Below are 25,943 nucleotides of genomic sequence, written 5' to 3'. Positions count from 1 at the left end.
CCGTCCCGGGTCAGCGAACCTCGGTCGCCGGAGTCGGGTGATCTCCGGAAACGTCGACTCCGTCGCCGTTCCCTCCGACACCCGACCCCAAGCGCTGCGCCCTCGTCGAGGTGGGACTCGACCACTCGGATGGTGCACCGTACGGACCTGTGCCATCAGGGTCCGTGAAATCAGACGTTGCGGCCGCGATCGGGCGTCCTGGCTCGTCTCACGTCACGGTGGCGATGATCCAGAAGTGGTGGGGGTTGATGCCTTCGAAGGTCTTCATCGACGCGCCGTAGGCCTTCAGCTTCGACTTCGGGTGCGTCCACACCTCGATGTCGGTGAGCTGGGGCGCCAGCGGGCCGGTCACCTGATCGGGGTGGAGCCGCGACGCCTGCCACGACAGGCGGGCGAGGAAGCGACGCTGGCTCAACCAGTCGCCGATCTTCGGGATGCGGAACGAGCCGCGCACCGCGGCGCCGAGCGGCACGACGAACCAGTCGCTCGCCGCCGGGGCCCGGTAGTTGAGGGCGATCTTGCCGCCGGGCTTGGTGACCCGAACCGCTTCGGACGACAGTTCGAGCGCGTCGTCCTCGTTGCAGTGCTGCAAGGTGATGTAGCTGAAGCCGAGGTCGGCCACGTTCGGTCGCAGGTCGAGGGTGCGGCCGTCGGCGACCTCGAGGGTGGTGAGTCGTTCGACCTTGCCGAACCGGCCGACCGTTTCGTAGCAGCGCTCGAGGAACCCGGCGTCGAGGTCGGCGGCGATCACGGTGCCGAACTCGCGGGTGAAGGCGCAGGTCATGCGGCCGATACCGGCGCCGATCTCGACCACGGTCTTCTGCTGGTTCTCGGGACCGCGCAGGCCGAACTGTTCGAGGTAGGCGGGCACTTCGTCGTCGCCGGTTGCGACGAACTCGGCGAGGGTCAGTTGTTGGCCGGTCTCGTTGTTGAACACCCAGCCGGTCGTGCGGACGACGTCGTCTCCGGTCGCCATCCGCTCGGAGACGCGCCCCGCGACTTTCCACGGGATCAACTGGCTACGGCGCATGACAAGATTCTGCCAGAGCAACGACCAATTCCGCGAGCGACACCGGGTCAGGTGCCGGAGGTGACGACTCGACCCCCGGGCGAGGCGTTACCGGCGGTCACCTGACCCGGGATCCCGGAGTTGACGGAGCGACTCGTTCCCTCGGGTTCGCGCACCCATCCCGGGTCAGGTGATCGACGGTAACGGCTCGTTCCTCGCCGTCACCTCTGACACCTGACCCGAAGGTCCCGACTACTTTCTCTCGGGGAGGGGGGCTGTGTAGTCGGCGCCGGAGTCGAGGCCGAAGGCGGTGTGGAGGGCGCGGGCGGCGCGCTCCATGTCGCCGGCGGCCATGATGACCGAGATCCGGATGGTCGACGTCGAGATCATCTGGATGTTGACGCCTTCGTCGGACAGCACGCGGAACATCTTCGCGGCGATGCCGGGCGACGACTTCATGCCGGCACCCACCAGCGACACCTTGGCGATGTCGTCGTCGTGGGTGACGGTGTTGGCGCCGATCTCGTCGGCGATCCGCTGCACGATCGACTCGGCCTGGGCCATGTCGGCCATCGGCATCGTGAAGCTGATGTCGGTCGTGCCCTCGGTCGAAGTGTTCTGCACGATCATGTCGACGTTGACGTTCGACTCGGCGAGCGGTTCGAACAAGGCCGCGGAGATGCCGGGGCGGTCGGGCACGCCGAGCACGGTGACCTTCGCTTCGGTCATGTCGGTGACGACGCCGGAGATGATCGGATCTTCCACGGAGGGCTCCTCGTTGGTCACCCACGTGCCCTGTTCCCAGGTGAAGGCGGAACGCACGTGGAGGGGGACATCATGGTTGCGGGCGAACTCGACCGAGCGGAGGGCGAGCACCTTCGAACCGGCGCCGGCCATCTCGAGCATCTCGTCGAAGTGCACCCTGGCGAGCTTGCGGGCCTGGGGGACGATGCGCGGGTCGGCGGTGAAGACGCCGGTCACGTCGGTGTAGATCTCGCAGGCGTCGGCGTCCATCGCCTGGGCGAGTGCCGATGCGGTCAGGTCGGAGGCACCACGACCCATCGTGGTGATCTCCTTGGCGGTGCTGACGCCCTGGAAGCCGGCGATGACGCATACCTTGCCCTCGCTGAGCGACTGGCGGACCCGGTCGCCCTTGACCTCGACGATCTTGGCCTTGCGGTGGGCGGTGTCGGTGATGATGCCGACCTGGCTCCCGGTGTAGCTGATGGCGTCGATGCCCCGGTCGAGCAGGGCCATCGTCATCAGGGCGGCGGTCTGGCGCTCGCCCGTGGTGAGCAGCATGTCCATCTCGCGACCGGACTGGTTCTTGGCGACGGAGTCGGCGAGCGAGATCAGGTTGTCGGTCGCCTTGCCCATCGCCGAGACGACGACGATGACGTCGTTGCCGCGCTTGCGCGTGATCGCGACATTGTCCGCGCAGGCGCGGATGCGATCGGGGTCGGCCACCGAGGTGCCGCCGTACTTCTGGACGATCAGTGCCACGGTTACAGGAGCCTACGACGCCGCCGCCGCGGTCGGACGGAGGGGCGCGAAGTGTTCGGAACGTTCCGCCGTGCCGATGGCGCCGGAAGGGCTGGGTCAGGCCGGGCGACGACGGCGGGTGACCATGAGCAGCGCGCCACCGGCCACGAGCAACAGCGCGGCGATCGGGAGGCCACTGCGGCCGCCTCCGCCCGTCGGCGGGATCGTCGGCGTCGGCGGGAAGGGCGTCACGGAGGTGGTCGTGGTGACATCGGGTGGGTTGACGCCGGTCACGATGACCTCGGCGGTGTCGGCGTCGGTGACGTTGGGTCCGAGCGGCTCGGGGCTGCCGGGATCGACGGGTGTCCCCTCGACGGTCACCGTGTTGACGGTGTCGCGCGTCACGACCGTCTCGCAGGTGAACGTCCACACCTCGGCCGGGCCGGTCTCGAACAAGTCGCCGTCGCCGGTCAACAACCCGTTGCCGTCGTCGTCGCCGGCGACGTAGGTGACCGGGCTACAGGTGTCGTCCGCGATCTGATCGACGACGTTGGCGAGCGGCACGTTTCCGGTGTTCGTGACGTCGTAGGAGTACGTGACCGGCCCGCCCGGCTCGTCGAGCACGGTGGGCGACGCCGACTTGACGATGTCGATGCCGGCTTCGTAGACGGCGACGTAGGCCCCGGCGAAGTCGAACACGAACCCGTCGGCGATGTCGGTGCCGCGCACGCCGGCGACGTTGAGGGTCGGTACCTGGATCGAGTCGGAGCACTCGTACGTCCAGACCTCGCCGACCGACAAGATGTCGTCCCCGTCGCCGTCGTCGGTCAGGGTCGGCGACTCGCACGACGGCTGCGGCGGGTCGGAGGCGTCGGCGAGCAGGATGTCGGTGAGGTCGTCGAGGGTGACGTCGTCACCGGAGTTCGTCACGGTGAAGGTGTAGGTGACGTCGGTCCCGACCGGCACGAAGTCGTCGTCGACGACCTTGGTGAGCGTGATGTCGGGATCGAAGACCTGCACCTCGGCCGTGGCGTCACGGACGTAGATGTTGCCGAGCGGGCCGATCGCAGCTACGACGGCCTCGTTCGTCACCGTGTTCTCGATTGCCGGGGTGTCGGGGTCGTCGGGCAGATCGAGTGTCTCGGTGCAGCTGAACTGCCACGTCTCACCACCGTCGATCAACCCGTTCGACGGAGCGGCGTCGCCGGACACGTACTCGACGGGGGCGCAGCGGTCGTCGATCACGAGGAACGGGAAGAGACCGACCGGGTCGCCCGAGTTCGTCACCTCGTAGGTGTAGGTGACGTCGGTGCCGGGTCGGACGAGCGTCGCCGACGGTGTCTTCGTCAGGGTGAGGTTCGGGGTGACGACCTGTGTCGACGCGGTGTCCTGCGCCTCGACCGTGTCGGGGCTGCGCACGTCGCCGGGCAGGATGCCGTTGGCCGTCACGGTCACCGTGTTCGGCACGTCGAATCCGTTGGTCGTGTCGGCCTTGCTGAGTGCGATGTCGAGGCACTCGTAGCGCCACACCTCGTCCGATTCGAGCAGGCCGTCACCGTCGTCGCCGTCGACGTAGGCCGGATCGCAGAACGGGGAACCGTCGACCTCGTCGACGATGCGAGCGTCGTTCGGGTCGTAGGGCAGGGCGCCGTTCGACAGGTCGAGCGGGACGATGCCCGGGTTCGTCACCTCGAACCGGTAGTCGACGGTTCGCGGCGTGGGGGCGTCGGGACCGATGATCGGTTCGCACGCCAGCGTGCTCGGTGGGCACGTGGTCGGCGGGTCGAGGACGGTGCTGCGCGACACGGTCTTGCTGACGTCGACGACCGGCTCGAGGATGATCACGGTCGCGATCGCCTCGTCGGTGACGACGGGCGCACCCGGGTTGTCGGCCGATCGGCCGAAGACGTCGGCGACGTTGATCACCGAGGTTCCGGGGCCGTTGACGTCGGCGAGTTCGATCGTGGTCGTACACGAGTACACCCACACCTCGCCGACCTCGAGCACGCCGATCGTGCCGCCGTCGCCCCCGGTGTAGGTGGGCGTGGCGCACAGCGGATCGATCACCCAGTTGTCGCGGGATACCGGGTTGCCGGCGGCGTCGGTGGGAGCGAGCGACACGGAGTCGGCACCGAGTCGTACCTCGTAGGTGTAGGTCACGTCGGTGCCGGCGAACACGATCGGCTCGTCGACCGATTTCGTGAGCTCGATCGCCTCGGAGTACACCTCGACGGTGGCGGTGGCGTTCGCCGTGACCGGCGGGTTCGGCCCGGTGTAGCCCGGGATGTCGGGCGTTCCGGTCACCTGGGCGACGTTCACGACGCTCTCGGTGACGTTGGCCGTGGTGCAGCTGAAGTCGACCGAGGCGCCGGGTTGGACATCGTCGTACGAGGCGGGCGTGATCGTGCCGTCGTCGCAGTTCGGGTCGGTGAGGGTGACGCCGTCGAGCGTGGTGTCGCCCGTGTTCGTCGCGGTGAACGTGTACGTCACGTCGGTGCCGGTCGGCACCTCGATGTCGTCGGCCGGGCCTTCACCGGCACCACTCACGACCTTGGTCAGGGCGATGTCGGGCGTGACGACGTCGACGTCGTCGGTGGCGGTGTCGGTCACGTGCTGCTGATCGGGTGCCGTACCGACGACGTCGGCGACGTTGTCGTAGTTGCCGCTGACGGCCGGGGCGATCGACGTGCACGAGAACGTCCACGTCTCGTCGAGATCGAGGATCCGGTTGCCGTTCGTGTCACCGCTGACGTAGGCGATGCCGGAGCAGGATCGCTCCCCCGAGTCGTCGGACACGGTCACCCCGCTCAGCGGGGTGTTGCCGCTCGGCGGGATCGACACGGTGTACGTCGACGTCACGGCTCGGTCGGTCTCGGACAGGTCACCACGGACGATCGTCGGTGCGTTGACCTTCGTCAGTTCGATGTCGGGCTGGTAGTCGAAGCTGTTGTAGATGCTGCAGGTGATGATCTGCTGGCTGTCGACGTCGAGCGCGAAACCGTTGCCGTCGTCGAGCTCGCCGCTCTGTGTCTCCTCCGTACCGTCGATGTTCTTGAGGCGGCACGTCCAGTCGTCGGCGTCGGGGCGCCCGGCGGTGTAGCCGGGCTGCAGCGCCTCGACGACGGTGGCCGACGTGGAGGCGTCGGATGGGTCGGGCTCCCACTGGAAGTTCGCGAGACCTTGCGCGTTCGTCTCGCACATGCGTGGCGCACCGTCGTTCGGGTCGACGGGATTGCCGCAGAACGCCGCTTCGACGGGGTCGGTGTCGGGCAGGATCCACTCGAACGTGCCGCCGTTGACCGTCGGGGTGACGGTGATGTCCCAGCCGGGTGCCGGGTCGTAGCTCGCGCTGCCGGCCGTCTGGGCGAGCTTACGGATCGACAGCGACGGCGAGCAGAGTTCGCTCACGACACCGCGCAGGAACGCGGCGAGGTCGTCGAAATCCTGTACGAGCGCGACGTCGACGTCGTTGATGCTCGTCACCGACCCGAGGTCTGCGTCGCGGACGACCTGCGGGCCGGCGATCGCCTTCAGTCGCTCCTCGCTGTCGTCGTTGTTCAGGGCCTTCCCCACCCCGACGGCCAGCATCCGGGTGTCGGCCGACTTGATCGAGTCGGCGGCGGCGGTGGCCCGCGCCATCGTCACGGCGTCGGCCGACCCACGATTGGTGTTCATGCCGACATCGGGGGGCGGGCCCTGGTCGAACGGGTCGGTCGGCTGGTCGAAGTCGTATGCGGTGGGGTCGCCGTCGGTGATGTACACGACGAGCTCGGACGGCTCGTCACCGGCCTGCCCGAGGCTCTGCTGCCAGTTCGTGTACTGGTTGCTGTTGTTCGAGCTCCGCCAGTTGTTCGACGACGACGGATCACCCGATCCGTCGTAGCTGTAGATGTTGACGCCGTTCGGACGGGGCGGCTTCGGCTGGTAGTAGTCGTCGATCGCACCGCGGAACACGCCGCCGCTCTGCAGCGACGACTCGGTCACTTCGGCGAAGCCGGCCAGTTCCTCCGAGAAGGTGGCGAATTGGAGGACCCTGGCGTTGGAGCCGGTGTCAGCGAGCGCGTCGAGGAACGCCTCGCCAGCGTCTCGGACCTGATCGACGGCTCCCGACGACTCGATCGAACCCGACGCGTCGAGCACGAGCGTGACGTCGGTGCCGCACGAATCCGCGATCGACGGATTGGCGACACCGGTCTCCTGCGCGGCCACCGGCGAGGCCGGTGGCGCCATCGCGACGGCGACCGTTCCGACCGTCGCGATCGACCAGGCCGACAGGACTCGAGCTACCCCACGCTGCCCCATACCGGGCGAACCTAGCCGGGCTGGAACCGGCTGTCGTGATGACGCGTGTACTCACCGGGCCCGACGCCGAGACACGCCGAGGGCCACGACTCCGGCCACCAGACCGAGCATCGCGGTCTGGAGCGATCGACCGACGGAACCACCGGTGGGAGGCAGCGGCGTCACCTGGAAGAAGTTTCTGACCGTCACGGTCACCGTGGTCGCGTCGCCGACGACGACGCCACCGGCCGGTTCGACGGTGGGCGTTGCCAGCCCCGGGTCGTCCTCGGTGACGATGCAGCGGGCTCCGGTCGGCAGACCGTCGACGGTCACGCTCAGCGGGTTGCCACCGCCCAGCACGATGTCGTCGTCGTACACCGTGGTCACGGTGCCGAAGTCGCCGACGAGGGTGCACACCATCGAGATGGTGAACGGGCCTGCAGCACCCGGTGCCGTCGGGTTGCCGGTGACTTCCTTGACCACACGCACCGAGCCGGTCGTGTACGTGTTGGTGACGGTGACCGTCTCGACCGTGCCGTCGCCGACGACGACGCCGTCGGCGGGTTCGATCGACGACGCGTCCGCAGCGCTGGTCTCGGTCTCGACGAACTCGCAGCGTGCGCCCACCGCCAGATCGTCGATCGTCGCGGCGAGCGGGTTCGGGCCGCCGAGGAACACCTCGCCGTCGTACACGACCCGCGTGCCCGACTCGTCGACGAGCGTGCACGTCACGGCGATCACGAACGGCCCGGCGGCACCGGGGGCGTCCGTGTTGCCGTCGACGACCTTCTCGATCTCGACCGAGCCGACCCCGTACGAGTTCGTGACGGTGACGTCGACGTCGCCCTCGGGGAGCTCGACCGTCGTGCTGGTGCCGTCGTCGGTGGTCTCGTCGTCACCGGCGACGACCTCGATCGTGGTGGTCGCTCCCTTGGCGTCGGTCTCCTCGATCGCACACGACGCTCCGACCGGGAGACCGGTCAGCGTGACGCTGTCGCCGTCGTCGAGCACGAACGTCATCGGTGTCGCCGGGCCGTAGCCGTCGGCGTACACGGGCGACTCGAGGAAGGTGCAGTCGACCGTGACGGTGAACGGGCCGTACTCCACGGGCTCGCCGTCGGCGTCGACGGCGTCGGAGTCGACGACCTTCTCGATCGTGAGCGGCGCGTCGTCGTACACGTTGACGAGTTCGACCGTCCTGATCAGCTGGTCGTCGCGACCGACGGTCGCCGTCGTCGAGGTGGCCGACGTCTGGCCCTGGTCGGTCTCCTCGGAGAGGGTGCAGTCGGCACCCCACGGCAGGTTGTTGATCACCTGCGGGTCGCCAGGCACCAGGGTGAGCCGGGCGACGTCGTCGGGCAGGGGGACGTCCTCGCCGGCCGACACGCACGACAGCGTCGCCGGGAACGAGGCGGGTGCCCATTGCGAGGCATCGCCGCTGACGATCTTCAGCACGCGCAGCGGACCGTTCGCCAGCGCCGCACCAACGCGTGGCGGCTCGGACGGCAGGGTGTAGTTCACCGGGGCGCCCTGTGCATCGACGATCCGACCGGTCGTGCCGACCGTGTTGTAGGTGATCTCGTCGGGTTGGGCCGTATCGGCGGTGTAGTCGGCGTCCGGGTCGAACGCCGGCGCGACCATGCGCACGTCGACGGCGACCGTGTCGGCCGGACCGAGTGGTTCGGTCGGCAGGATCTCGACCTGGAGTCCGGTGACGGTCGACGGGTCGACCGGCAGCGGGTCACCCTCCGGCCAGGCGACCCAGTCGAGCGCCGGGCAGAGCAGGTTGGGCGGTGCCGCACCATCGTCGGCGACGGTCGGGGTGACGGCATCGCAGGTGCTGGCACCGGTGGTGTACCAGACGTTCAGCGTGCCGATCCCGGCGTCGACGAGCTCGGGGCGATCACCCGAGAAGACCGGCTGCCACTCACTGCCCCGATCGATCGCCGGCACGGTCGCGAGCGTGTCGCCCGGCGCCGGCAGCGAGTCGATACCGAGGACCCGGTCGATGTCGCGGTTGCCGGAGTTGACGAACCGCAGGCGGAAGTCGACGTCGCCACCCGGTTCGGCGATCGGGATGCACGGCCGGGCCGAGAATCCGTCGGTGTCGGGCACGCAGTCGGCGGGATCGGCCGACGCCACCGCGGGGTCGGTCGTGTAGCCGAGTTCGTCGGAGCCCTCGGCCCGGACGAGCTTCGAGACCGACATCGCACCGGCGAGTTGGACCGAGTTCGTCGCTTCGGCGAGGCATTCGCCGGTGTCGGGGTCGATGTCGTCGCTCGGGTCGCCGTCGCACGAATCCCAGGAACGAGCCGCGACGATGCCGACCTCGTTGGTGAACTCGGTACCGGCGGGGAGACCGGCCCGCAGCGTGGCGTCGAACGTGATGGTGTACGACGCCCCGATCGGCAGGGTGCTCCCGGGTGGGAACTCGAACGTGACGGTCGGGTCGGTCGGGTCGGTCGAGTCGTCGGTCACCGTCACGAGCAGGGGCAACTCGGGGAGTCCGGTGCCACCCTCGATGTCGTAGGTGTAGTTCGGCGGATCGGCCAGCACGATCATCGGCCCGTCGCCGTCGACGGGGAGGTCATCGGTGATCACCGGGTCGACGATGTCGACGTCGCCCGTGTTCGTGACGACCATCGTGTAGGTGAAGGCGGGTCCGGGCGGCACCTGGTTGCCGTCGGGTGTCTTGCGGATCTGCACGCTGTTGTCGGCGTGTTGGTACACGATCGTGTCGGTTGCCTCGGCGATGGGGCTCGTGACGGGCTGATCGTTGCCGTCGAGGTCGGAGCTGATCGCCTGAGCAGTGCTGGTGTTGGTGGCGGTGCCGGCAACCGTCTCACCGGGAGCCGGGTCGTTGAAATCGGGCAGGTCGACGGGCACCGGCGTGGTGTCGAGTTCGCCGTTCGCGTCGATGTTCAGGAACGCACGACGCTGGATCTGGAACGACACGGTCTGCAACGGCGTGGTGATCGGGTCTTCCCAGTTGGCGCCGTCGACGCGGGTGAAGGTGTAGCGCAGACCCTGCACGTCGGCAGGGGTGACGCCGGTGGGCAGGGAGAGCGTCGGGCCGGTCGTCTCGTCGCCGATCTGCCAGGTGGCTCCGGTGAGTTCGGGGGCGCCCCCGACGCCGAGCGTCCACGTGCCACCGGTGAGTGCGTCGACGCGAACCTGATCGATCGGCGCCGTGAACACCACGTCGTCGAGGCCGACGAAGTCGTACTGGTTGAACAGGAGCGGGTCGTCGTCGACGAGCACCATCTCGACGGCGCGCGACGGCGGTGGGAGCGCCGGACTGCCGCCGCCGGTCGGCTGGCCACCGATCGTCACCGTCACCGGGCTGTCGTCTGGTTCCTGCTGCGAGGCGGGCGTGATCGTCTTCGTGGCGTTGACGAGCAGTCCTTGTTCGACGAGGACCATGTCCGCCTCGGAGGTCGAGTCACCGGTCCAGTTGTCGGGGTTCGGGATGTTCTCGGGCGGGATGTCGACGAGGTCGGCCGCCGCGACGGTGACCTCGTTGGCGACCGGGGAAACCCCGGTCGAGGGGCGGGTCGTGCCGTCGCTGCGGGCGAACTCGCGCAAGCGCAGCGCGAACTGCACCGTCGCCGTGCCGGCACCGACCGGGTCGTTGATGTTGATGCGGCCCTCGTACGTGACCTCGATGCCGGTGACGTCGACGAGTTCGGCCTCGGTGAGCGCCAGGGCGTCGGTCAGGGAGTACTCGGACGGCGTCAGGCCGGTGAGGGTGATCGTGACGTCGTCGGCGCCGACGTCGTCGGGCGGCGTGATCTCGGTGAACTGGGTCAGGTTGAACCACTCGAAGGTGTCGCCGCCCGTGTCGTCGGTGATCACCAGCTCGTCCACCTTCGCCGGTGTGGTGTTCGTGCCGGTGAGGGTGACCAGGCTCCGCGGGTACTCCTCCTGTGGCACACCGGGTTCGGGGATCCCGAGCGGGCCACCGACCCAGTCCTTGGTCGAGTTGACGGTGACCGGCACGTCGGTGATGGCGATCGTGTCGCTGTCGAAGAACGTGAACGGGTCGTCGTCGAGATCGAAGACGGCCTCCGACATCACGTCGTTGCGGATCAGGCCCTCGGTGTTCGTGTTGTAGAGGTTCTCCTCGATCACGGGCACCGTCGGGTCGCTGCGGAGGACGTCGCGAAGCTCGAAGACCGGTCGGATGATGCGGTCGTTGCCGACCGACGGCGCGATGCCGGTACCGACGGGTGGCGCTCCGGCGTCGAGACGGTCGCCACGGGTCGGGCTCTCGACGTAGACGAGCCGGAAGGCGAGCGTGATCGGACGTTCGGCGGTCCGCACGACGTAGCCGGGGTAGGTCCCGTCGCAGGCAGCCGGACACGGGTCGTTGTCGGGCTGGACCCAAGCGCCGGTGGAGGGGTCGTCGCCGGGCGACGCGACCTGGAACAACTCGGTCGAGAGCACCTGGTCGTACGTCAGGTGGGGGTCCATCGCCGGGGTGATCTCGTCGATCCGGATGAGGTCGAACGAGTCGAAGACACTGTCGGGCAGCGCCGTGTTCGCCGGGTCGGGAACGTCGGTGATGCGTGCGGCGGCGAGTCCGGAGTAGCCCTGCGTGGACCAGCTGATCGTGATGCCCGAACGCTGCTGCGAGCGGGCGTTGAGCAGGTTGCGGTCCCACGATTTGTCGAGCGGGTCGCCGGCGCCGGGGTCGATCGGCGTCACGACCACGTCGTCGCAGGCCTGGATCGACTGGACCGGTGCCGCATTCGTGCCCGGCTCGGGCAACGCCGATGTGTGCGCGCAATCGTCGAACGTGGTGTCGGCGTCGGGCTGGTCGGCGGCGCCGCCCGGTCGGACACCGAACGACAGGTTCGGTGCCACGCTCGTGCCGGGCGGGAAACCACCCTCACAGCCTCCGCCGGGCACCGCCGCCTGGTAGACGAAGCGGATCGCGGTGGCGTCGTCCTGGACGGGGTCCGGGAGCGTCTCGTTGACGATCGTCGGCCCGACGATGCCGACCATGCCGGGCACGTCGATCCAGGTGAGCGGGTCGGTCTCACTCGTCGTGTACTGGACGGTCAGCGTCGAGCACGCGGGCACCGGCGTCGCGGTGACGGCTTGGGGCGAGAACGCGTCGAACCAGCCGTTCGGGTCGGGCATGACGGACGGATCCTGCACGATGGTCGTGTCGGCGTCGACGGTCGACTCGGGGAACGGCAGGAGTCGTCCCTCGAGTTGCACGATCACGATCTGGCCGGGTCGGCCGGGCACCTGTGGCGGCGTGATCGACTTGCCCGTCTCGACGGCCAACCGGTCGACGATCGTGACGAGGGTGTCGCGGGCGAACGCCGTGTCGGCGTTGTTGCCGTCGCTGCCGTCGACGCGGACCAGGTTGGGTCGGACGAACGTCTGGACCGGGATGCCGCCGATCGTCTGGACCTCGGGCGTGTCGACGGTGAACGCGATCTCGGCGTCGGCACCGGGGAGGATGACGGCCGGGTCGGTCGCGGTGAACTCGACGGAGAACCCGGTCACGGTGTCGCAGCCCGGTGACGGTGGGGGCGGCAGGGTGTCGACCGTCGTGGTCGGGATCGGCGCGATGTCGGTGCCGTCGCACTCGTAGGTGATGGTCGCGGTGTCGGCGTCGGCCGGCCAGTCGACCGACGTGAAGCCGGTGAAGACGACCGGGTTCTCACCGGTGAACGGGTTGTCGATGGCGCCGTCGGCGGGCTCGGTGAAGGTGAGCGACGTCAGCGGGTCGGGTCCGTTGACGGCGCCGAGCGTCACCGTGGTCGAGTCGCCCGAGTTGATCGTCGACGGATCGAAGGTCTTGGTGGCCTCGACGTCGAGCGTGCTCTGGCGGATGTTGAACGTGTCGTCGGCCTCGGCGTCGGCGGTCTCGCCGTCGAGGTCGACCGTGGTCTCGACCGTGTTGTCGACCACCACCGGCGGCGTCGCGGTGCCGCGCTGGACCAGGGTCAGATCGACCGATGCGGTCGCACCGGGGTCGATGCCGTCGCCGGTCGTGTCGGTGAAGGTGTAGCGAACCCCGCTCGCGCCGACCGGCGGTGATGCGCCGGGCGCGATGACGACCCAGCCGGGGAGCGACGAGTCGTAGAACTCGATCGTGACCTCATCGGCGTTCGGCGGCAGCGTCGGGGTGCCGACATTGCCGATCACGAGGTAGGTGAACGGGTTCGAGGTGTCGGTCGAGGGTGGGTCTTCCGGCGGGTCTTGGATGACGAGGGTGTCGACGGGCACGTTCGATTCGTTCGTACCGGTCAGTGAGAGCGTGATCGGGTCGGTGTCGCCGGCGACCTGGCTGTCGGGTGAGTACGACTTCGTCGTCGACGCGGCGATCGTGACGGACACGTCCGGGGTCACCGTGGCCGTGGACTGCTTCTGGTTGGCGTTGTCGGCGGTGATCGTCGCGGTGTTGTCGATCGGTACCCCGTTCTCGCTCGGCGGGATCGTCGGGTCGACGACCACCGGGACCGAGATGGTGACGATCTGTCCGGCCAGGAGGCCCGTGTCGCCGCCGAGGTCGTCTTGGAACTCGACCGTGATCGGCGGGCCGTCGTCGACGGTCGGCTGCGTCGAGGCGCCGGTGATCGTGACGGGCCCGTTCTGCTCGACGTACGGGGGAAGCGGATCGGTCAGCGTCGCGCCGATGCAGCCGGCGGCCGCTGCGGTCGAGCACTGGACCTGGATCGTGTAGTTGAAGGTCTGGCCGGGTTGCACCGTGGTCGCGTCGGCGACCTTCTGGATCGACAGCGCCGCCGCCTCCTGTGCCGTCGCCGGCGATGCGACGCCGCCGATCGCGACGGTCGACGTCACGATCAACGCAGACGCGACGAATTTCCCTGCCGAGTTGCCAAATTCCCACACGATTGCGCACCGTAGCGCGTGCGCGATCGTGTGCCGGAACGACGGCTCCCTACGACGCCTGGGACAGCGAGACGACCTCGAACTCGAGCAGGCTGGCGCCGCTGGCGACGGGGTGCTGCGGCTTGGCGTCGCCCTTGCCGCCGTCTTCGTGGGTGTTCTCGTGCTGCTTCTGGAAGGCCTGACCGTTGCGCCAGTTCTGGAACGCCTCCTCCGACTCCCAGCGGGTCACGACGAAGTAGCGGTCGTCGCCGCTGACCGGACGGAGCAGCATGAACTCCTCGAAGCCGGGCTCCTGGTCGACCTGGCCCGCCCGGGCGGCGAACCGGGCTTCGAGCTGATCGCCCATTCCCTCGGGGACTTCGATGGCGTTGATCTTCACGACGGACATGCCGTCCACGTTACGTGCGTCGAATTGTGCCTGGCACAATTCGACACACGGTCACCAGTCGAGGTCGTAGTAGTAGCTGTCGATCGGGAAGTCGACGACGGTGACGGCGGCGTCCGGTTCGACGGTGATCTCACCGTCGGCGACCGCGATCAGCTGGCCCGCGTTGCCGACGCCGACGGCCATGTACGTCTCGGCCGAGGCGAGCAGGGTGTTGGCCCCGGTCTGGGTGTCGATCGACATCAGGTCGCTGCTGCCCTCGGCGCCGAACAGGGTCGCAATGAGGTCGTCGCCGACGACCTCCCACGGTGTCGCCTGCGTCGTGAACGCGACCGGCCAGTCCTGGATGGTGCCACCGGCCGCGCTGAGCGGGATGCGGTGGACGTCGCCCGACTGGAGTTGGACGAGCACCGACCCGTCGGGGGCGATGTCGGCCCACCAGACCGCGGACGGGGAGTCGTACGAGTCGGGCACGGGCGAGGTCTCGAACACGAACTCGTCGCCGGTGGCGACGTCGCGGACCACGGCGCGGTCGTACGGGGTGAGCACCCAGAACTCCGGCTGCTCCGGGTCGGGGAGGCAGGTCTCGGAATCGACGTAGGCGAGCAGGCTCTCGTCGGGGCCGACCTCGACGCCGGAGCCGCGGCCGAGCATGTCGATCGCCCCTGTGGCGACGTCGATGGAGCCGATCGAGCCGACCGAGGTCTCACAGGCGTACCACGAGTCCTCGTAGCCCTCGCTGAAGTAGATCGTCGACCGGTCGGCGGTGAGGCGGATGTTGCCGCGGAACACCCCGTCGATGCTGAAGAAGTCGTCGACGGTGTTCACGATCTCGCCGGTGGCCACGTCGACCTCGACGAGACCGAGGTCGGTGGTGGCGAAGAACGTCGCCGGCGTGTCGACCGGCGGTGCCGGGGGCGCCGTCGTGGGTGGTGCAGTGGTGGGTGGTGCGGTGGTGGGTGGCGCAGTCGTGGGCGCGGCCGTCGTCGGGGCCGCCGTGGTGGGGGCGGCCGTCGTGGGCGCAACGGTGGTCGGGGCCGCCGTGGTGGGGGCGGCGGTGGTCTCGACCGGCGCCTCGGTGGTGGTCGCCACGGTCGAACTCGACACCTCGTCAGAGCCGCCTCCGCAGGCGGCGAGCGTGCCGGCCAGGGCGATCGCGGTCAGGATCGGCAGGTGTCGTCTCACGGCGCGGACCTTACCCCGCATGGTGCGCCGGGCGCCGTCGAATACGTCGTCGAACGGACCACGGCGAGTGCTCGGGTCACGCCGCAGCGGGCACGGGAAGCTCGGCGAGCGCCGAGCGACCCCGCTCCCACGCACCCACCGCATGGCGGGCGATCGCGCGGTCGATCCACCGCTGCGCCGCGATCCCGAAGGTCACGTCGGCGGCACAGTCGGGATCGTCGACGCACAGCCGCTTCACGACGGCGTCCTCCATCATCTGCTCGTGTTCCGCGTCGGCGAGCACGTGCACGTGGAAGAACCGGCGGACCTCGTCGGCGACGCCGATGCGATCGCAGGCTTCGACCATCAACCGGTTGGGCGCGACGGAGTCCATCTCGAACAGCGTGAGCTGGCCGACGACGATGTGACGCCACGAGCGACGCAGACCGCAGGCGGTGATGAAGTTGACGGTGGCGAACGCGACGCCGGGCAGTCGGTCGAGGACGTCGGACTCGTCCACGCCCAGTGCCGACGCGGCGCGGGCGTAGAGCTCGGCGTGGGAGAACTCGTGGCCGACGCCGTACTCGCCTGCCTGCACGTCACAGATCGCCCGCTTCACCTCGCCGTCGAGTCGGGGTACCGCGAACGTGTGGGGATCGGCCTCGATCATCTGGTACGGCATCCGCATGGCGATCGCGTCGGCGAGGTGGTCGCGTCGGCCGTGCTCGGCGAGCCAGGCGGCGGCCCCCGGGGTCTCGTCGGGGGCCAGGGCGCCCTCGATCGCCTCGGCCACGGCGAGCCCGTCGAGCCACACCTGGTCGTGGGCGTGCTCCATGAACCATTCCTCGAGGTTCCGACGCCACTCGACGGCGAGCGGATGCCACTCCATGTCGTCGTGCACGTCGCGCCAACCGCGATACGACAGGCCGTTGAGCATGAACCAGGCGAGCTGACGGTCACGGTCGAACGGGTCGGGGTGCGCCATGTTGAGCGACGCGCCGACGCCGGTCGTGAGCAGATCGACAACGGCACTCGAGATCGGTCCGACCGGCTGGGGAAGCCTCGGGGAGGTGGGGATGATCGAACGTGACATGGATCCCTCGGTTCCCGCTGCGTTGCCGCTGGAAACGTCCCCGAACGGGTGATCCGACCGGCACCGATCGGACGCCACCCGGCTGTCGTAACACCTGTTCCACACTCGTGACATTCTGGAACAGCTCTGCCAGAATACGTCCATGACGACCATCGACACCCCGATCCAGCAGGACCCCCACATCGTCACCGAACTGCCGGGGCCCCGCGCCCGGGCGGTCATCGAGCAGGACGAGCGCTACTCCAGCCCGTCACTCACCCGCGTGTACCCGCTGGTCGTCGCGCGCGGTGAAGGCGCCGTGATCGAAGACGTCGACGGCAACCGATTCCTCGACTTCAACGCCGGCATCGCCGTCAACGCCGCCGGCCACAACCACCCGAAGGTCAACGCCGCGATCCACGCCCAGGTCGACGCCTGCCTCCACTACTGCTCGAGCGACTTCTTCCACCCGAGCCACGCCGACCTCGTCGAACGCCTCGCCACGAGCGTGCCCGCCGGCATGGGCGACGCACGCGTCTTCCTCGCCAACTCCGGCACCGAAGCGGTCGAGGGCGCCCTCAAGCTGGCCCGCCACCACACCGGCCGCCCCAACGTGATCGCCTTCTACGGTGCGTTCCACGGCCGCAGCCTCGGCAGCCTGTCGCTCACCTCGTCGAAAGCGAAGTACCGCAGCGGCTTCGGCATCGTCACGCCCGGCTCGTATCACGCCCCGTTCGCGTACGCCGCCGAACTCACGGGCGCCGACTACATCGAACAGGTCCTGTTCCACCACATGACCGAGCCCGGCGACGTGGCGGCGATCTTCGTCGAACCGATCCAGGGCGAAGGCGGCTACATCGTCCCGCCGGCAGGCTGGTTGCAGGCGCTGCGCGACCTGTGCGACCGCCACGGCATCCTGCTCGTGATGGACGAGGTGCAGTCGGGCATCGGCCGCACCGGCACGATGTGGGCCTGCCAGCACGACGACGTCACCCCCGACATCATCACCGCCGGCAAGGGGCTCGCGAGCGGCATGCCGCTGTCGGCGATCATCGCCCGCGACACGATCATGCAGTGGGCACCCGGCAAGCACGGCTCGACCTTCGGTGGCAACCCGGTCGCCTGCGCCGCAGCGCTCGCCACGATGGATCTCGTCGACGACGAACTCGCGGCGAACGCCGCCGCCCGCGGCGAGCAGCTGATGGCCGGCCTGCGTGCGCTGCAGGAGCGTTTCCCGATCATCCAGGAAGTTCGCGGCCGCGGCCTCATGATCGGCTTCGACCTCGTCGACCACGACATGGCGGTGGCGTTCGAACAGGCGTGCTTCGAGCGTGGCGTGCTGTCGCTCACGTGCGGCAAGCGCGGCGTGCGACTCGCCCCGCCGCTCGTGATCACCGAGGCCCAATGCGACCGCGCGCTCGAAATCATCGCCGACGCCTGCGAGGCTGTCACCCGCTGACGCAAGTCCGGCGTCGGAGATCTCCGGACGCGTCTGCCCCTGACGCATCCCCTTTGTCGCCGGAGGTCTCCGACGCCTCCCCCACCACGACCGAACCATCCGACCCAACGATCCGACCGAACGACCCAGGACGCACCATGAGCACGATCCCCCAGCACGACGAACTCGCGAAGCGCACCGGCCACCTCCTCGCCGCGTGCGGCGCCAAGGTGACGAACGGCGACCAGATGGCCCGCACCCCGATCACCGGCGGTTCGCTCGGTGCCGCTGGTGCCGCCGGCGACATCGGTGCCGCCGTCGACCGGGCCCACGACGCCTTCGAGATCTGGCGCACCACACCGGCTCCCGTGCGCGGCAACGTCGTCCGTCGCCTCGGTGAGCTGCTCCGCGAACACAAGTCGCAACTCGGCGAACTCGTGTCGATCGAGGCCGGCAAGATCCGCTCCGAGGGCCTCGGCGAGGTGCAGGAGATGATCGACATCTGCGACTTCGCAGTCGGACTCTCCCGCCAGCTCCACGGCCTCACGATCGCATCCGAGCGACCCGGTCACCGGCTGATGGAGACGTGGCACCCGATGGGGCCGGTCGGTGTGATCTCGGCGTTCAACTTCCCGGTCGCCGTCTGGTCGTGGAACGCCGCACTCGCGATCGTCGCCGGCGACCCCGTCATCTGGAAGCCGAGTGACAAGACCCCGCTCACCGCCCTGGCGTGCGGCGCACTGTTCCAGCAGGCCGCCCGCGAGAACGGCGCCCCCGAACACCTGCTCCAGGTCGTGCTCGGCGGCGGCAAGCAGGGCGCCGACCTGGCCGCCCACGAGGGCGTGCCGATCGTGTCGGCCACGGGTTCCACCGCCATGGGCCGCAAGGTCGCCCCCGTCGTGGCCGCCCGCTTCGGTCGTGCGATCCTCGAACTCGGCGGCAACAACGCCGCGATCGTCGCACCGTCGGCCGACCTCGACCTCGCCGTGCGCGGCATCGTCTTCTCCGCCGCCGGCACCGCCGGCCAGCGCTGCACCACCCTGCGCCGGCTGATCGTGCACCGCTCCGTTCACGACGAGATCGTCGAGAAGGTGGCCAAGGCGTACGAGTCGCTCCCGATCGGCGACCCGCTCGCCGACGGCACCCTCGTCGGACCGCTGATCGACGGTGGTTCGTTCGACCGGATGCAGGCCGCACTCGAGACCGCGCAGGGCGACGGCGGCACCGTGGTCGCCGGCGGTGACCGCGCCCTCGACGACGAGGCGCCCGACGCTTTCTATGCCCGGCCGGCGATCGTCACCATGCCCGGCCAGACCGAGATCGTCCGCAGCGAGACCTTCGCGCCGATCCTCTACGCCATGGCCTACGACGACCTCGACGACGCGATCGCGTTGCACAACGAGGTGCCGCAAGGCCTGGCGTCGTCGATCTTCACGACCGACCTGCGCGAGGCCGAGACGTTCATCGGCGCCGCCGGCAGCGACTGCGGCATCGCCAACGTCAACATCGGCCCGTCGGGTGCCGAGATCGGCGGGGCGTTCGGCGGCGAGAAGGAGACCGGCGGCGGCCGCGAGTCGGGCAGCGACGCCTGGAAGGGCTACATGCGCCGCCAGACCAACACGGTCAACTACAGCCGCGACCTCCCACTCGCCCAAGGCGTCAACTTCGACGTCTGAGCCGGGCCGGATCCGCCCCTCGCTGGGTTCCGCCTCGCCGCTCGCAGCCGGGAGGCTGCTCGGGTTCGTCGCGCCTTGCGCTCGAACGAACTGATCCCGACTCAGAATCCACGGGGAGAGTTCCTGCTCCTCCCGTTGATCCAGGGTGTGACGTTCTGCTCGGGGGCCGCTCGCGGTTCGGGCAGACTGGGTGCCATGACGACGGTGGCGTTGGCTGGGGAGCTGTTCTCGAACATCAGGGAGTTCACACTCGACGTGCTCGACGGGTTGCCCGACCAGGCACTGACCTGGCGACCCGACCCCGACGGCAACACGATCGCCTGGCTCGTCTGGCACCTCGCCCGGGTCCAGGACGACCACGTCGCCGGGCTCGCCGACGGCGAGCAGGTGTGGGCGGCGCCCGGGTGGACCGAACGGTTCGGCCTCGACACCGACGACGACCGGATCGGCTACGGCGACTCGAGCGACGACGTCGCCGCCCTCGCACCCGAGGATCCGTCGGTGCTCGGGGACTACCTCGACGCCGTCACCGACCGCACCCTCGACTGGCTCGCCGGCGCCGATGGGGACGACTGGGACCGGATCGTCGACCGGAACTGGGACCCTCCGGTCACCGCCCGCGTTCGCCTCGCCAGCATCATCTCCGACGACCTGCAACACGTCGGTCAAGCCGCGTACCTGCGCGGCATGTACGAGCGGTTGGGAGCGCACCGAAGGCCTCCCTCCGACACCTGACCCACCGCGCACCCGAAGGGTTTCGTCAGTCGGCCTTCGTGGCCAGGGTGCGGGTGAGGCCGAAGACAGCGCCGGTGAGGGCGACGGCGGCACTGACACCGATGGCCACTCGCACGTCGGTCAGGTCGGCGATCGCGCCGTCGACCACGGCGGCGATCGGTCGGCACCCGAGGAATGCCACCGACCACCACGCCATCACGCGTCCTCGCAGGTGCTCCGGCATCGCCTTCTGCAGTTCGGAGTTCGTGCCGGTCACGCCGAGCAAGAACCCGGATCCGCTCACGGCCGCGCCCGCCAGTGCGATGGGCGTCACCGGCGCGAGCGCGACGGTGGCCAGCCCGACGGAACTGATCACGAGCGCGACCGGCACGATGCGTTCCCGATCGACGCGCGCCTTCACCCGATCGAACCAGGGCGCGGTGAGCGCGGCACCGAGTCCGAACGAACCGACCAGCAGACCGACCGTGGCGTCGCCACCGCCGAGCGACTCGGCCAGGGCCGGCATCAGCGTGCTGAACGGGTCGGAGGTCCAGCCGACGATCAGAGTTGCAGCGAGCACCGCGATGACCTCACGACGGTCGAGAATCCAGCGGACACCTTCGCGCACGTCGGCCGACGAGTCGTCGTCCGGCTCGACCTCACCGCGCGGCCGGATGACGAGGAGCACGACGAGCAGCGGGACGAAGGTGAGTGCGTTGATCCCGAAGGCCCATTCGGCCCCGAGCGCTGCCACGGTGGCGCCGGCGGCGATCGGGCCGATCGAGCGAGCGATGTTGAACGTCATCGAGTTCAGGGCGATCGCCCGGTCGAGGTCGCGCCGTTCGACGAGCGACGGCACGACGGCCTGGAGCGACGGCAGGATCGTCGCCGCGCCCAACCCGATGACGGCGGTCGCGGCGTAGATCGGCCACGGGCCGGGTAACCCGTCGATGCCGACCACGATCACGGTGACCGCCAACGCCGACGCGCCGGCGAATGCGATCGACTGACCGGCGAGCAGCATGTGTCGACGATTCACCCGGTCGGTGAGCGCGCCCATCCACGGGGTGAGCAGCATCGTCGCGATGAACTGGACGATCGACACCGCGCCGACGGCAGTGTTCGACCCCGTCAGGTCGTAGACGACGATCCCGGCCGCGACGTTCTGGAACCAGTTCCCGGTGTTCGACAGTGAGTTGGCGAAGAAGAACGGGGCGAACACACGGTCGCGCAGCAGCGCCGAGAAGCTGCTCGCGGTCTCGTCGGCCCGCGCGGCCGTGGGTGTGGTCACCTCCCCCGCCTACCCCAGGTGCCCTCGCACCAAACCGCGACTCCGTTCATGTCGCCGCGACCGGGTCGGGGTGATCTCCGGACACGTCGACTCCGTCGCCGCGCCCTGCGACACCCGACCCGTTGGTCGCGTACTGTGCGGCGGATGGGGTTGCCGTTGTCGCCGCCGATCAAGCCGATGTTGGCGAAGCTCGCACGTGCCATCCCCGATGGCGACGACCTGCTGTTCGAGCCGAAGTGGGACGGCTTCCGCTGCATCGTGTTCCGCGACGGCGATGACATCCAGCTGGCGAGCCGGAACCAGAAACCGTTCAACCGGTACTTTCCCGAGCTGCTGCCGGTGCTCGCCGACGCCCTGCCCGATCGGTGCGTCGTCGACGGCGAGATCGTGCTACCCGACGCCGACGGGCGCGGGCTCGACTTCGACGCACTCCAACAACGAATCCATCCGGCCGAGTCGCGCGTGCAACGGCTCGCCGAAGAGACCCCGTCGCAGTTCGTGGCGTTCGATCTGCTCGCCCTCGGCGACGACGACCTCACCGAGCGGCCCATGCGCGACCGGCGGGCCCTGCTCGAGCAGGTGCTCGAACCGAACGACTCGGTGCACCTCACCCCGGCGACGACCGACCGCGATGTCGCCTCCCACTGGTTCACCCGGTTCGAGGGTGCCGGGCTCGACGGCGTCATGGCCAAGCCGCTCGACGGTACGTATCAGCCCGACAAGCGTGCGCTGATCAAGGTGAAGCACGAACGCACGGCCGAATGCGCGGTCGCCGGCTTCCGGATCCACAAGGACGGCGAAGGCGTCGGTTCGCTCCTGCTCGGCCTGTTCGGCGACGGCGACGACGGCATGCCGCGGCTCCACCACGTCGGGGTGTGCGCGGCGTTCACCGCGCAGCGACGGCGCGAGCTGCTCGACGAGATGGGGCCGCTCACCGTCGACGCACTCGACGGCCATCCGTGGCGCGACTGGGCCGAGGCGCAGGCGCACAGCGAGCAGCGGATGCCGGGCGGGTTCTCACGGTGGAACGTGAACAAGGACCTGTCGTTCGTGCCCGTTCGGGTCGAGCGGGTCGTCGAGGTGACGTTCGGACAGCTGGAGGGCGGCCGCTTCCGTCACGGCGTGAAGTTCCAGCGCTGGCGGCCCGACCGCGAACCCGAGTCGTGCCGCTACGAGCAGCTCGACGTCGCCGAACCCGTCGCGTTCGACCAGTTCCTGCGCGACGCCTGAACAGATGGGGTCAGGCTGGGTTCCGAGGGTCGTTGCAACACCTTGATCTTTTGGAGGTGTTCATGCCGAGGCAGCGTGTTGCTGATGAGGTTCGTTGTTGGGTGTGGTTGTTGGTGGCCGATGGTCACACACAAGCTGGGGTGGCTCGACGGTTCGGGTTGTCTTCGACAACGGTGCGTCGGATTGCTCATGATCCCGAGGTGGAGAAACAGGTTCGTGACACATCAGTGAGCCGGTTGACGTTGACCGGCCGGGAAGAGATCTCTCGTGGGATCGTGGAAGGGGTTTCCAACGCTGAGATCGCGCGTCGGATTGATCGGCATCGTTCAACGGTGGGCCGTGAGATCAACAACAACGGTGGCCGCGACGAGTATCGGGCGGTTGCTGCGCATCTGGCCGCTCAGCAGCGTGCGAAGCGACCGAAGTTGTTCAAGTTCGAGCAGTTCCCGTTGCTGGCGATGGTGGTTGCGTGCTGGCTTGATCTCGAGCAGTGGTCGCCGGAACAGATCAGTGCCAGGCTGGTGCTCGAGTTTCCCGACGACGAGACGATGCGAGTGTCCCCCGAAACGATCTATCGAGCGTTGTATGTGCATGGTCGGGGCGGGCTCCGTAAAGAACTCGCTGCGTGTCTACGTACTCAACCTCAGCATCGCCGGGCCCGCCCGGTCACGGCTCGGAACCGGGACCAGTCCTCGATCCCGGACCTGGTGTCGATCGCGGAACGTCCCGACGACATCGAGGACCGTCTGGTGCCTGGCCATTGGGAAGGCGATCTGATCATGGGTCGCAACAACGGCTCCCAGGTCGGCACGCTCGTGGAGCGCACCACCGGACTCGTGATGCTGTCCAAACTTGGCACCAAACAAGCCGATCACGTCGCGGACGCGATCGCAGCACGTGTCCGAACCCTGCCGGCCGTGCTGCAGGGAACACTCACCTGGGATCGCGGCACCGAAATGGCTGCTCACCGCCGGTTCACGATGGCCACCGACATGAAGGTGTACTTCTGCGACCCGCACGCTCCCTGGCAACGAGGCAGCAACGAAAACATCAACGGGCTGCTACGCCAATACCTACCCAGAGACAGTGACCTGTCCCAGTTCAGCCAAGAACAACTCGACGCGATCGCTCACAAACTCAACAACCGGCCACGCAAACGCCACAGCTTCCTGACACCATTAGAAGTCTTCGACCAACTCGTGTTGCACTGACCACTGGAATCCAGCCAGGCACCTTCTGTTCAGGTGGCTGGAATTCGACCGTTCGGTTGCGAACAGAAGGTGCCTGACCCCATCTGTTCTACGGGACGGTCGTCGAGGTGGTGGTCGTCGTCGTGGTGGTGGCGAAGCCCGCCGTGTCGTCGGGCGACTGGACGACACTCGTCTGCACGGTGCCGGCGATGGTGGTCGTCGTCTCGACCACCGAGGCGACGGTGCCGTCGGCCGACACGACGAGGAACGTGTTCTGGGCGCCCTGCAACACGCCCTGGCCGGTGGCGCCCGACACCTCGAGTGTCCACGTGCCCGGAACACCCAGCGGCAGACCGTTCTCGGTCAGGAGCACGGCGGTGCCGGCGCCGGTCAGGTTGATCGGCTGCGTCACCTCACAACCGCCGGTCTGGGTCGCCACGTCGCACGGCGCTGCATCGTTCGGCGGGACGAACCGGAGCGACAGCCCGGTGACGCCCTCGGGAGGCGACTCGAGTTCGACCTTGAACCCGTTGCGCCCGACCCGGCCCGGTGCGATCGACACCCGGGCGTCGATCCCCGACGTCGGGTCGGTGAAGAACATGGCCGGCAGGTACTCCTCGCCGGCGAGCGGATCGGCCTTGGCCGGTTCGAGCGACACGAGCCAGCCCGAGAACATGAGCACGACGACCCCGATCGCCGCCTCGGCGGTGAAGGCACGGCGGAACCGGTCGGCCGCCGGGGCGGTCAGCTCTTGCGCACGATCGAGTCGGAGCATCACCTGTTGGCGGGCGGCGAGCGCGACGGCGAGCATGGCGGCGACGCCGACGGCTTTGAGCAGCACCACACGACCGTGGCTCGACGAGAACAGGTCGCCGCCGTCGAGGCGCACCATCTGGATCACGCCGGTGATGCAGGTGAAGAGCATGGCCGGCACGGAGATCTTGCAGAACGCCTTGGTGGCCTGGACCAGGTCGTCCTCGCCCGGACCGGCCAGGACGACGCGCGCCACGAGCGCTGCGCCACCGAACCAGATCGCCGACGAGGCCACGTGGACGATGCCGACCAGGAACCCGATGAACGGCGCCGGGCCGTCGGTGCGGCTCATCGCGACGGTGATGATGGCTGCGCCCGGGATCAGCCACGCCCACATCGCCGTGGTCGGGTCGATGATGCGCTCGGGGCGGACGACCACCCAGCCGCACGCGGCGACGAACACGAGACGCAGGAGGGCACCTCGGCCGTCCCAGCCGGCGTCGTTGAGGTCGAGCCACGCGCCCGGACTGAGCCCACTGCCGAACGATCCGTCGGCGAACTGCGCCGAGAACCCGACCACGTAGATGAGCGTGCCGATCAGGCCGACGGCCCAGGTGAGCCGGAGGAACCGGACCGTCACGATGTACTCGGGCCCTTCGGGCCACCCGACGCTGATCAGCGCGAGCGATCCGAAGATCACCAGGATCGCCATCGTCGACAGCATCCGGCCGAGCCAGATCGCGCCGTCGGTACTGCCGGTGGAGACCTCGGCGTCGGCGGTGGAGACCTCGGTCGGCACCGCGGGCACCGTGTCGAACCCTGCTGCGGTGGTGTCGGTGGGGGCGGTCGTGCCGTCGGTGACCGGCGGATCGGAGGTGACGCTGAACGTCGAGGTGTCGGTGGCGATCACCGTCTGTTCGGCGTCACGGAGGAACCACGACACGAAGCACGACCCGCGCGGCACCGGCGCGAGCACCTCGAAGGTGACGATGAACGCGTCGGCGTCGAGCTGCGGGTCACCGACCGACTGCGTCTCGCGGTTGCAGGCCAGCGACAGGGCCGGCGTCTGGTCGTCGGCGATCTCCTGGGTGAAGACCAGCACGATCTCGGTCGGCGACGTGTCGAGCACGGCACCGTCGGCCGGCGTGATCTCCTGCAGAGAGTTGGACGCATCCTGCGCGCCGGCGGTCGACGGGAGGAAGGCGCCGACGAGGGCGGCCACGCACGCGACGAGGTACGCCGCGACGAGCGCGACGTTCGGCCGTCCGGTGGCCTCGGAGGGAACACGGGTTCGCAGACCCACGACGACCACGGTAGCCAGTGGACCCCTCGCGAGCCGGGCACTCTCCGAGCCGGGGTCGCGCGGCGAGGGTGAGCGAGCACCC

The 25,943-nt window shown here is 68.8% G+C and carries 14 protein-coding genes; 5 read left to right on the top strand and 9 right to left on the bottom strand.

What is annotated here, in order from left to right; translation table 11 throughout:
- Positions 1–208 precede the first annotated feature (208 nt).
- From BDK89_RS21495 to BDK89_RS21465, 7 genes are all read right to left on the bottom strand, one after another.
- The gene (locus BDK89_RS21495; RefSeq protein WP_133870911.1) at positions 209–1,030 is read right to left on the bottom strand and encodes a class I SAM-dependent methyltransferase; all 822 of its coding nucleotides are present in this window, start codon (positions 1,028–1,030) and stop codon (positions 209–211) included.
- A gap of 231 nt (positions 1,031–1,261) precedes the next feature.
- Positions 1,262–2,512: an aspartate kinase gene (locus tag BDK89_RS21490; protein WP_133870910.1), complete on the bottom strand. Its 1,251-nt coding sequence runs from the start codon at positions 2,510–2,512 to the stop codon at positions 1,262–1,264.
- A gap of 96 nt (positions 2,513–2,608) precedes the next feature.
- A complete protein-coding gene (locus tag BDK89_RS21485; protein ID WP_133870909.1) occupies positions 2,609–6,793 on the bottom strand; it encodes a DUF7507 domain-containing protein in 4,185 nt (1,394 codons plus the stop codon).
- A 51-nt stretch (positions 6,794–6,844) separates the two neighbouring features.
- Complete coding sequence (locus tag BDK89_RS21480; RefSeq protein WP_133870908.1) at positions 6,845–13,594, bottom strand: DUF5979 domain-containing protein; 6,750 nt, start codon at positions 13,592–13,594, stop codon at positions 6,845–6,847.
- 100 nt (positions 13,595–13,694) lie between these two features.
- Positions 13,695–14,033, bottom strand: a complete 339-nt coding sequence (locus BDK89_RS21475; protein WP_133870907.1) for an antibiotic biosynthesis monooxygenase family protein — start codon at positions 14,031–14,033, stop codon at positions 13,695–13,697.
- A gap of 51 nt (positions 14,034–14,084) precedes the next feature.
- The gene (locus BDK89_RS22290) at positions 14,085–15,215 is read right to left on the bottom strand and encodes a hypothetical protein (RefSeq protein WP_208294160.1); all 1,131 of its coding nucleotides are present in this window, start codon (positions 15,213–15,215) and stop codon (positions 14,085–14,087) included.
- A 76-nt stretch (positions 15,216–15,291) separates the two neighbouring features.
- Positions 15,292–16,287: an iron-containing redox enzyme family protein gene (locus BDK89_RS21465; RefSeq protein WP_133870906.1), complete on the bottom strand. Its 996-nt coding sequence runs from the start codon at positions 16,285–16,287 to the stop codon at positions 15,292–15,294.
- A gap of 142 nt (positions 16,288–16,429) precedes the next feature.
- Between BDK89_RS21465 and BDK89_RS21460 the strand changes: the two genes are divergently transcribed.
- The 3 genes from BDK89_RS21460 (at position 16,430) to BDK89_RS21450 (ending at position 20,115) form a co-directional block, all read left to right on the top strand.
- On the top strand, positions 16,430–17,725 hold the full coding sequence (locus BDK89_RS21460; protein ID WP_133870905.1) for an aminotransferase class III-fold pyridoxal phosphate-dependent enzyme: 1,296 nt from the start codon (positions 16,430–16,432) through the stop codon (positions 17,723–17,725).
- A gap of 137 nt (positions 17,726–17,862) precedes the next feature.
- Positions 17,863–19,380 carry an L-piperidine-6-carboxylate dehydrogenase gene (gene amaB, locus BDK89_RS21455; protein WP_133870904.1) on the top strand — a complete coding sequence of 506 codons (1,518 nt, stop codon included), beginning with the start codon at positions 17,863–17,865 and terminating at the stop codon, positions 19,378–19,380.
- Positions 19,381–19,575: 195 nt separating this feature from the next.
- Entirely contained in the window at positions 19,576–20,115 is a 540-nt protein-coding gene (locus BDK89_RS21450) for a mycothiol transferase (protein ID WP_133870903.1), read from the top strand.
- Between the two features lie 25 nt (positions 20,116–20,140).
- On the opposite strand, the gene BDK89_RS21445 is transcribed toward BDK89_RS21450, so the two are convergent.
- Positions 20,141–21,385: an MFS transporter gene (locus BDK89_RS21445; RefSeq protein WP_133870902.1), complete on the bottom strand. Its 1,245-nt coding sequence runs from the start codon at positions 21,383–21,385 to the stop codon at positions 20,141–20,143.
- Positions 21,386–21,529: 144 nt separating this feature from the next.
- Between BDK89_RS21445 and BDK89_RS21440 the strand changes: the two genes are divergently transcribed.
- Entirely contained in the window at positions 21,530–22,615 is a 1,086-nt protein-coding gene (locus tag BDK89_RS21440; RefSeq protein WP_133870901.1) for an ATP-dependent DNA ligase, read from the top strand.
- A gap of 62 nt (positions 22,616–22,677) precedes the next feature.
- A complete protein-coding gene (locus BDK89_RS21435; RefSeq protein WP_133869509.1) occupies positions 22,678–23,826 on the top strand; it encodes an IS30 family transposase in 1,149 nt (382 codons plus the stop codon).
- Positions 23,827–23,914: 88 nt separating this feature from the next.
- Here BDK89_RS21435 and BDK89_RS21425 read toward each other — a convergent pair whose 3' ends face one another.
- The gene (locus BDK89_RS21425; protein WP_166657765.1) at positions 23,915–25,861 is read right to left on the bottom strand and encodes a copper resistance CopC/CopD family protein; all 1,947 of its coding nucleotides are present in this window, start codon (positions 25,859–25,861) and stop codon (positions 23,915–23,917) included.
- Positions 25,862–25,943 lie beyond the last annotated feature (82 nt).

Origin of the sequence: Ilumatobacter fluminis, assembly GCF_004364865.1 — a bacterium.
Classification (GTDB): domain Bacteria; phylum Actinomycetota; class Acidimicrobiia; order Acidimicrobiales; family Ilumatobacteraceae; genus Ilumatobacter; species Ilumatobacter fluminis.
This window is presented reverse-complemented; position numbering and strand designations above follow the sequence as displayed.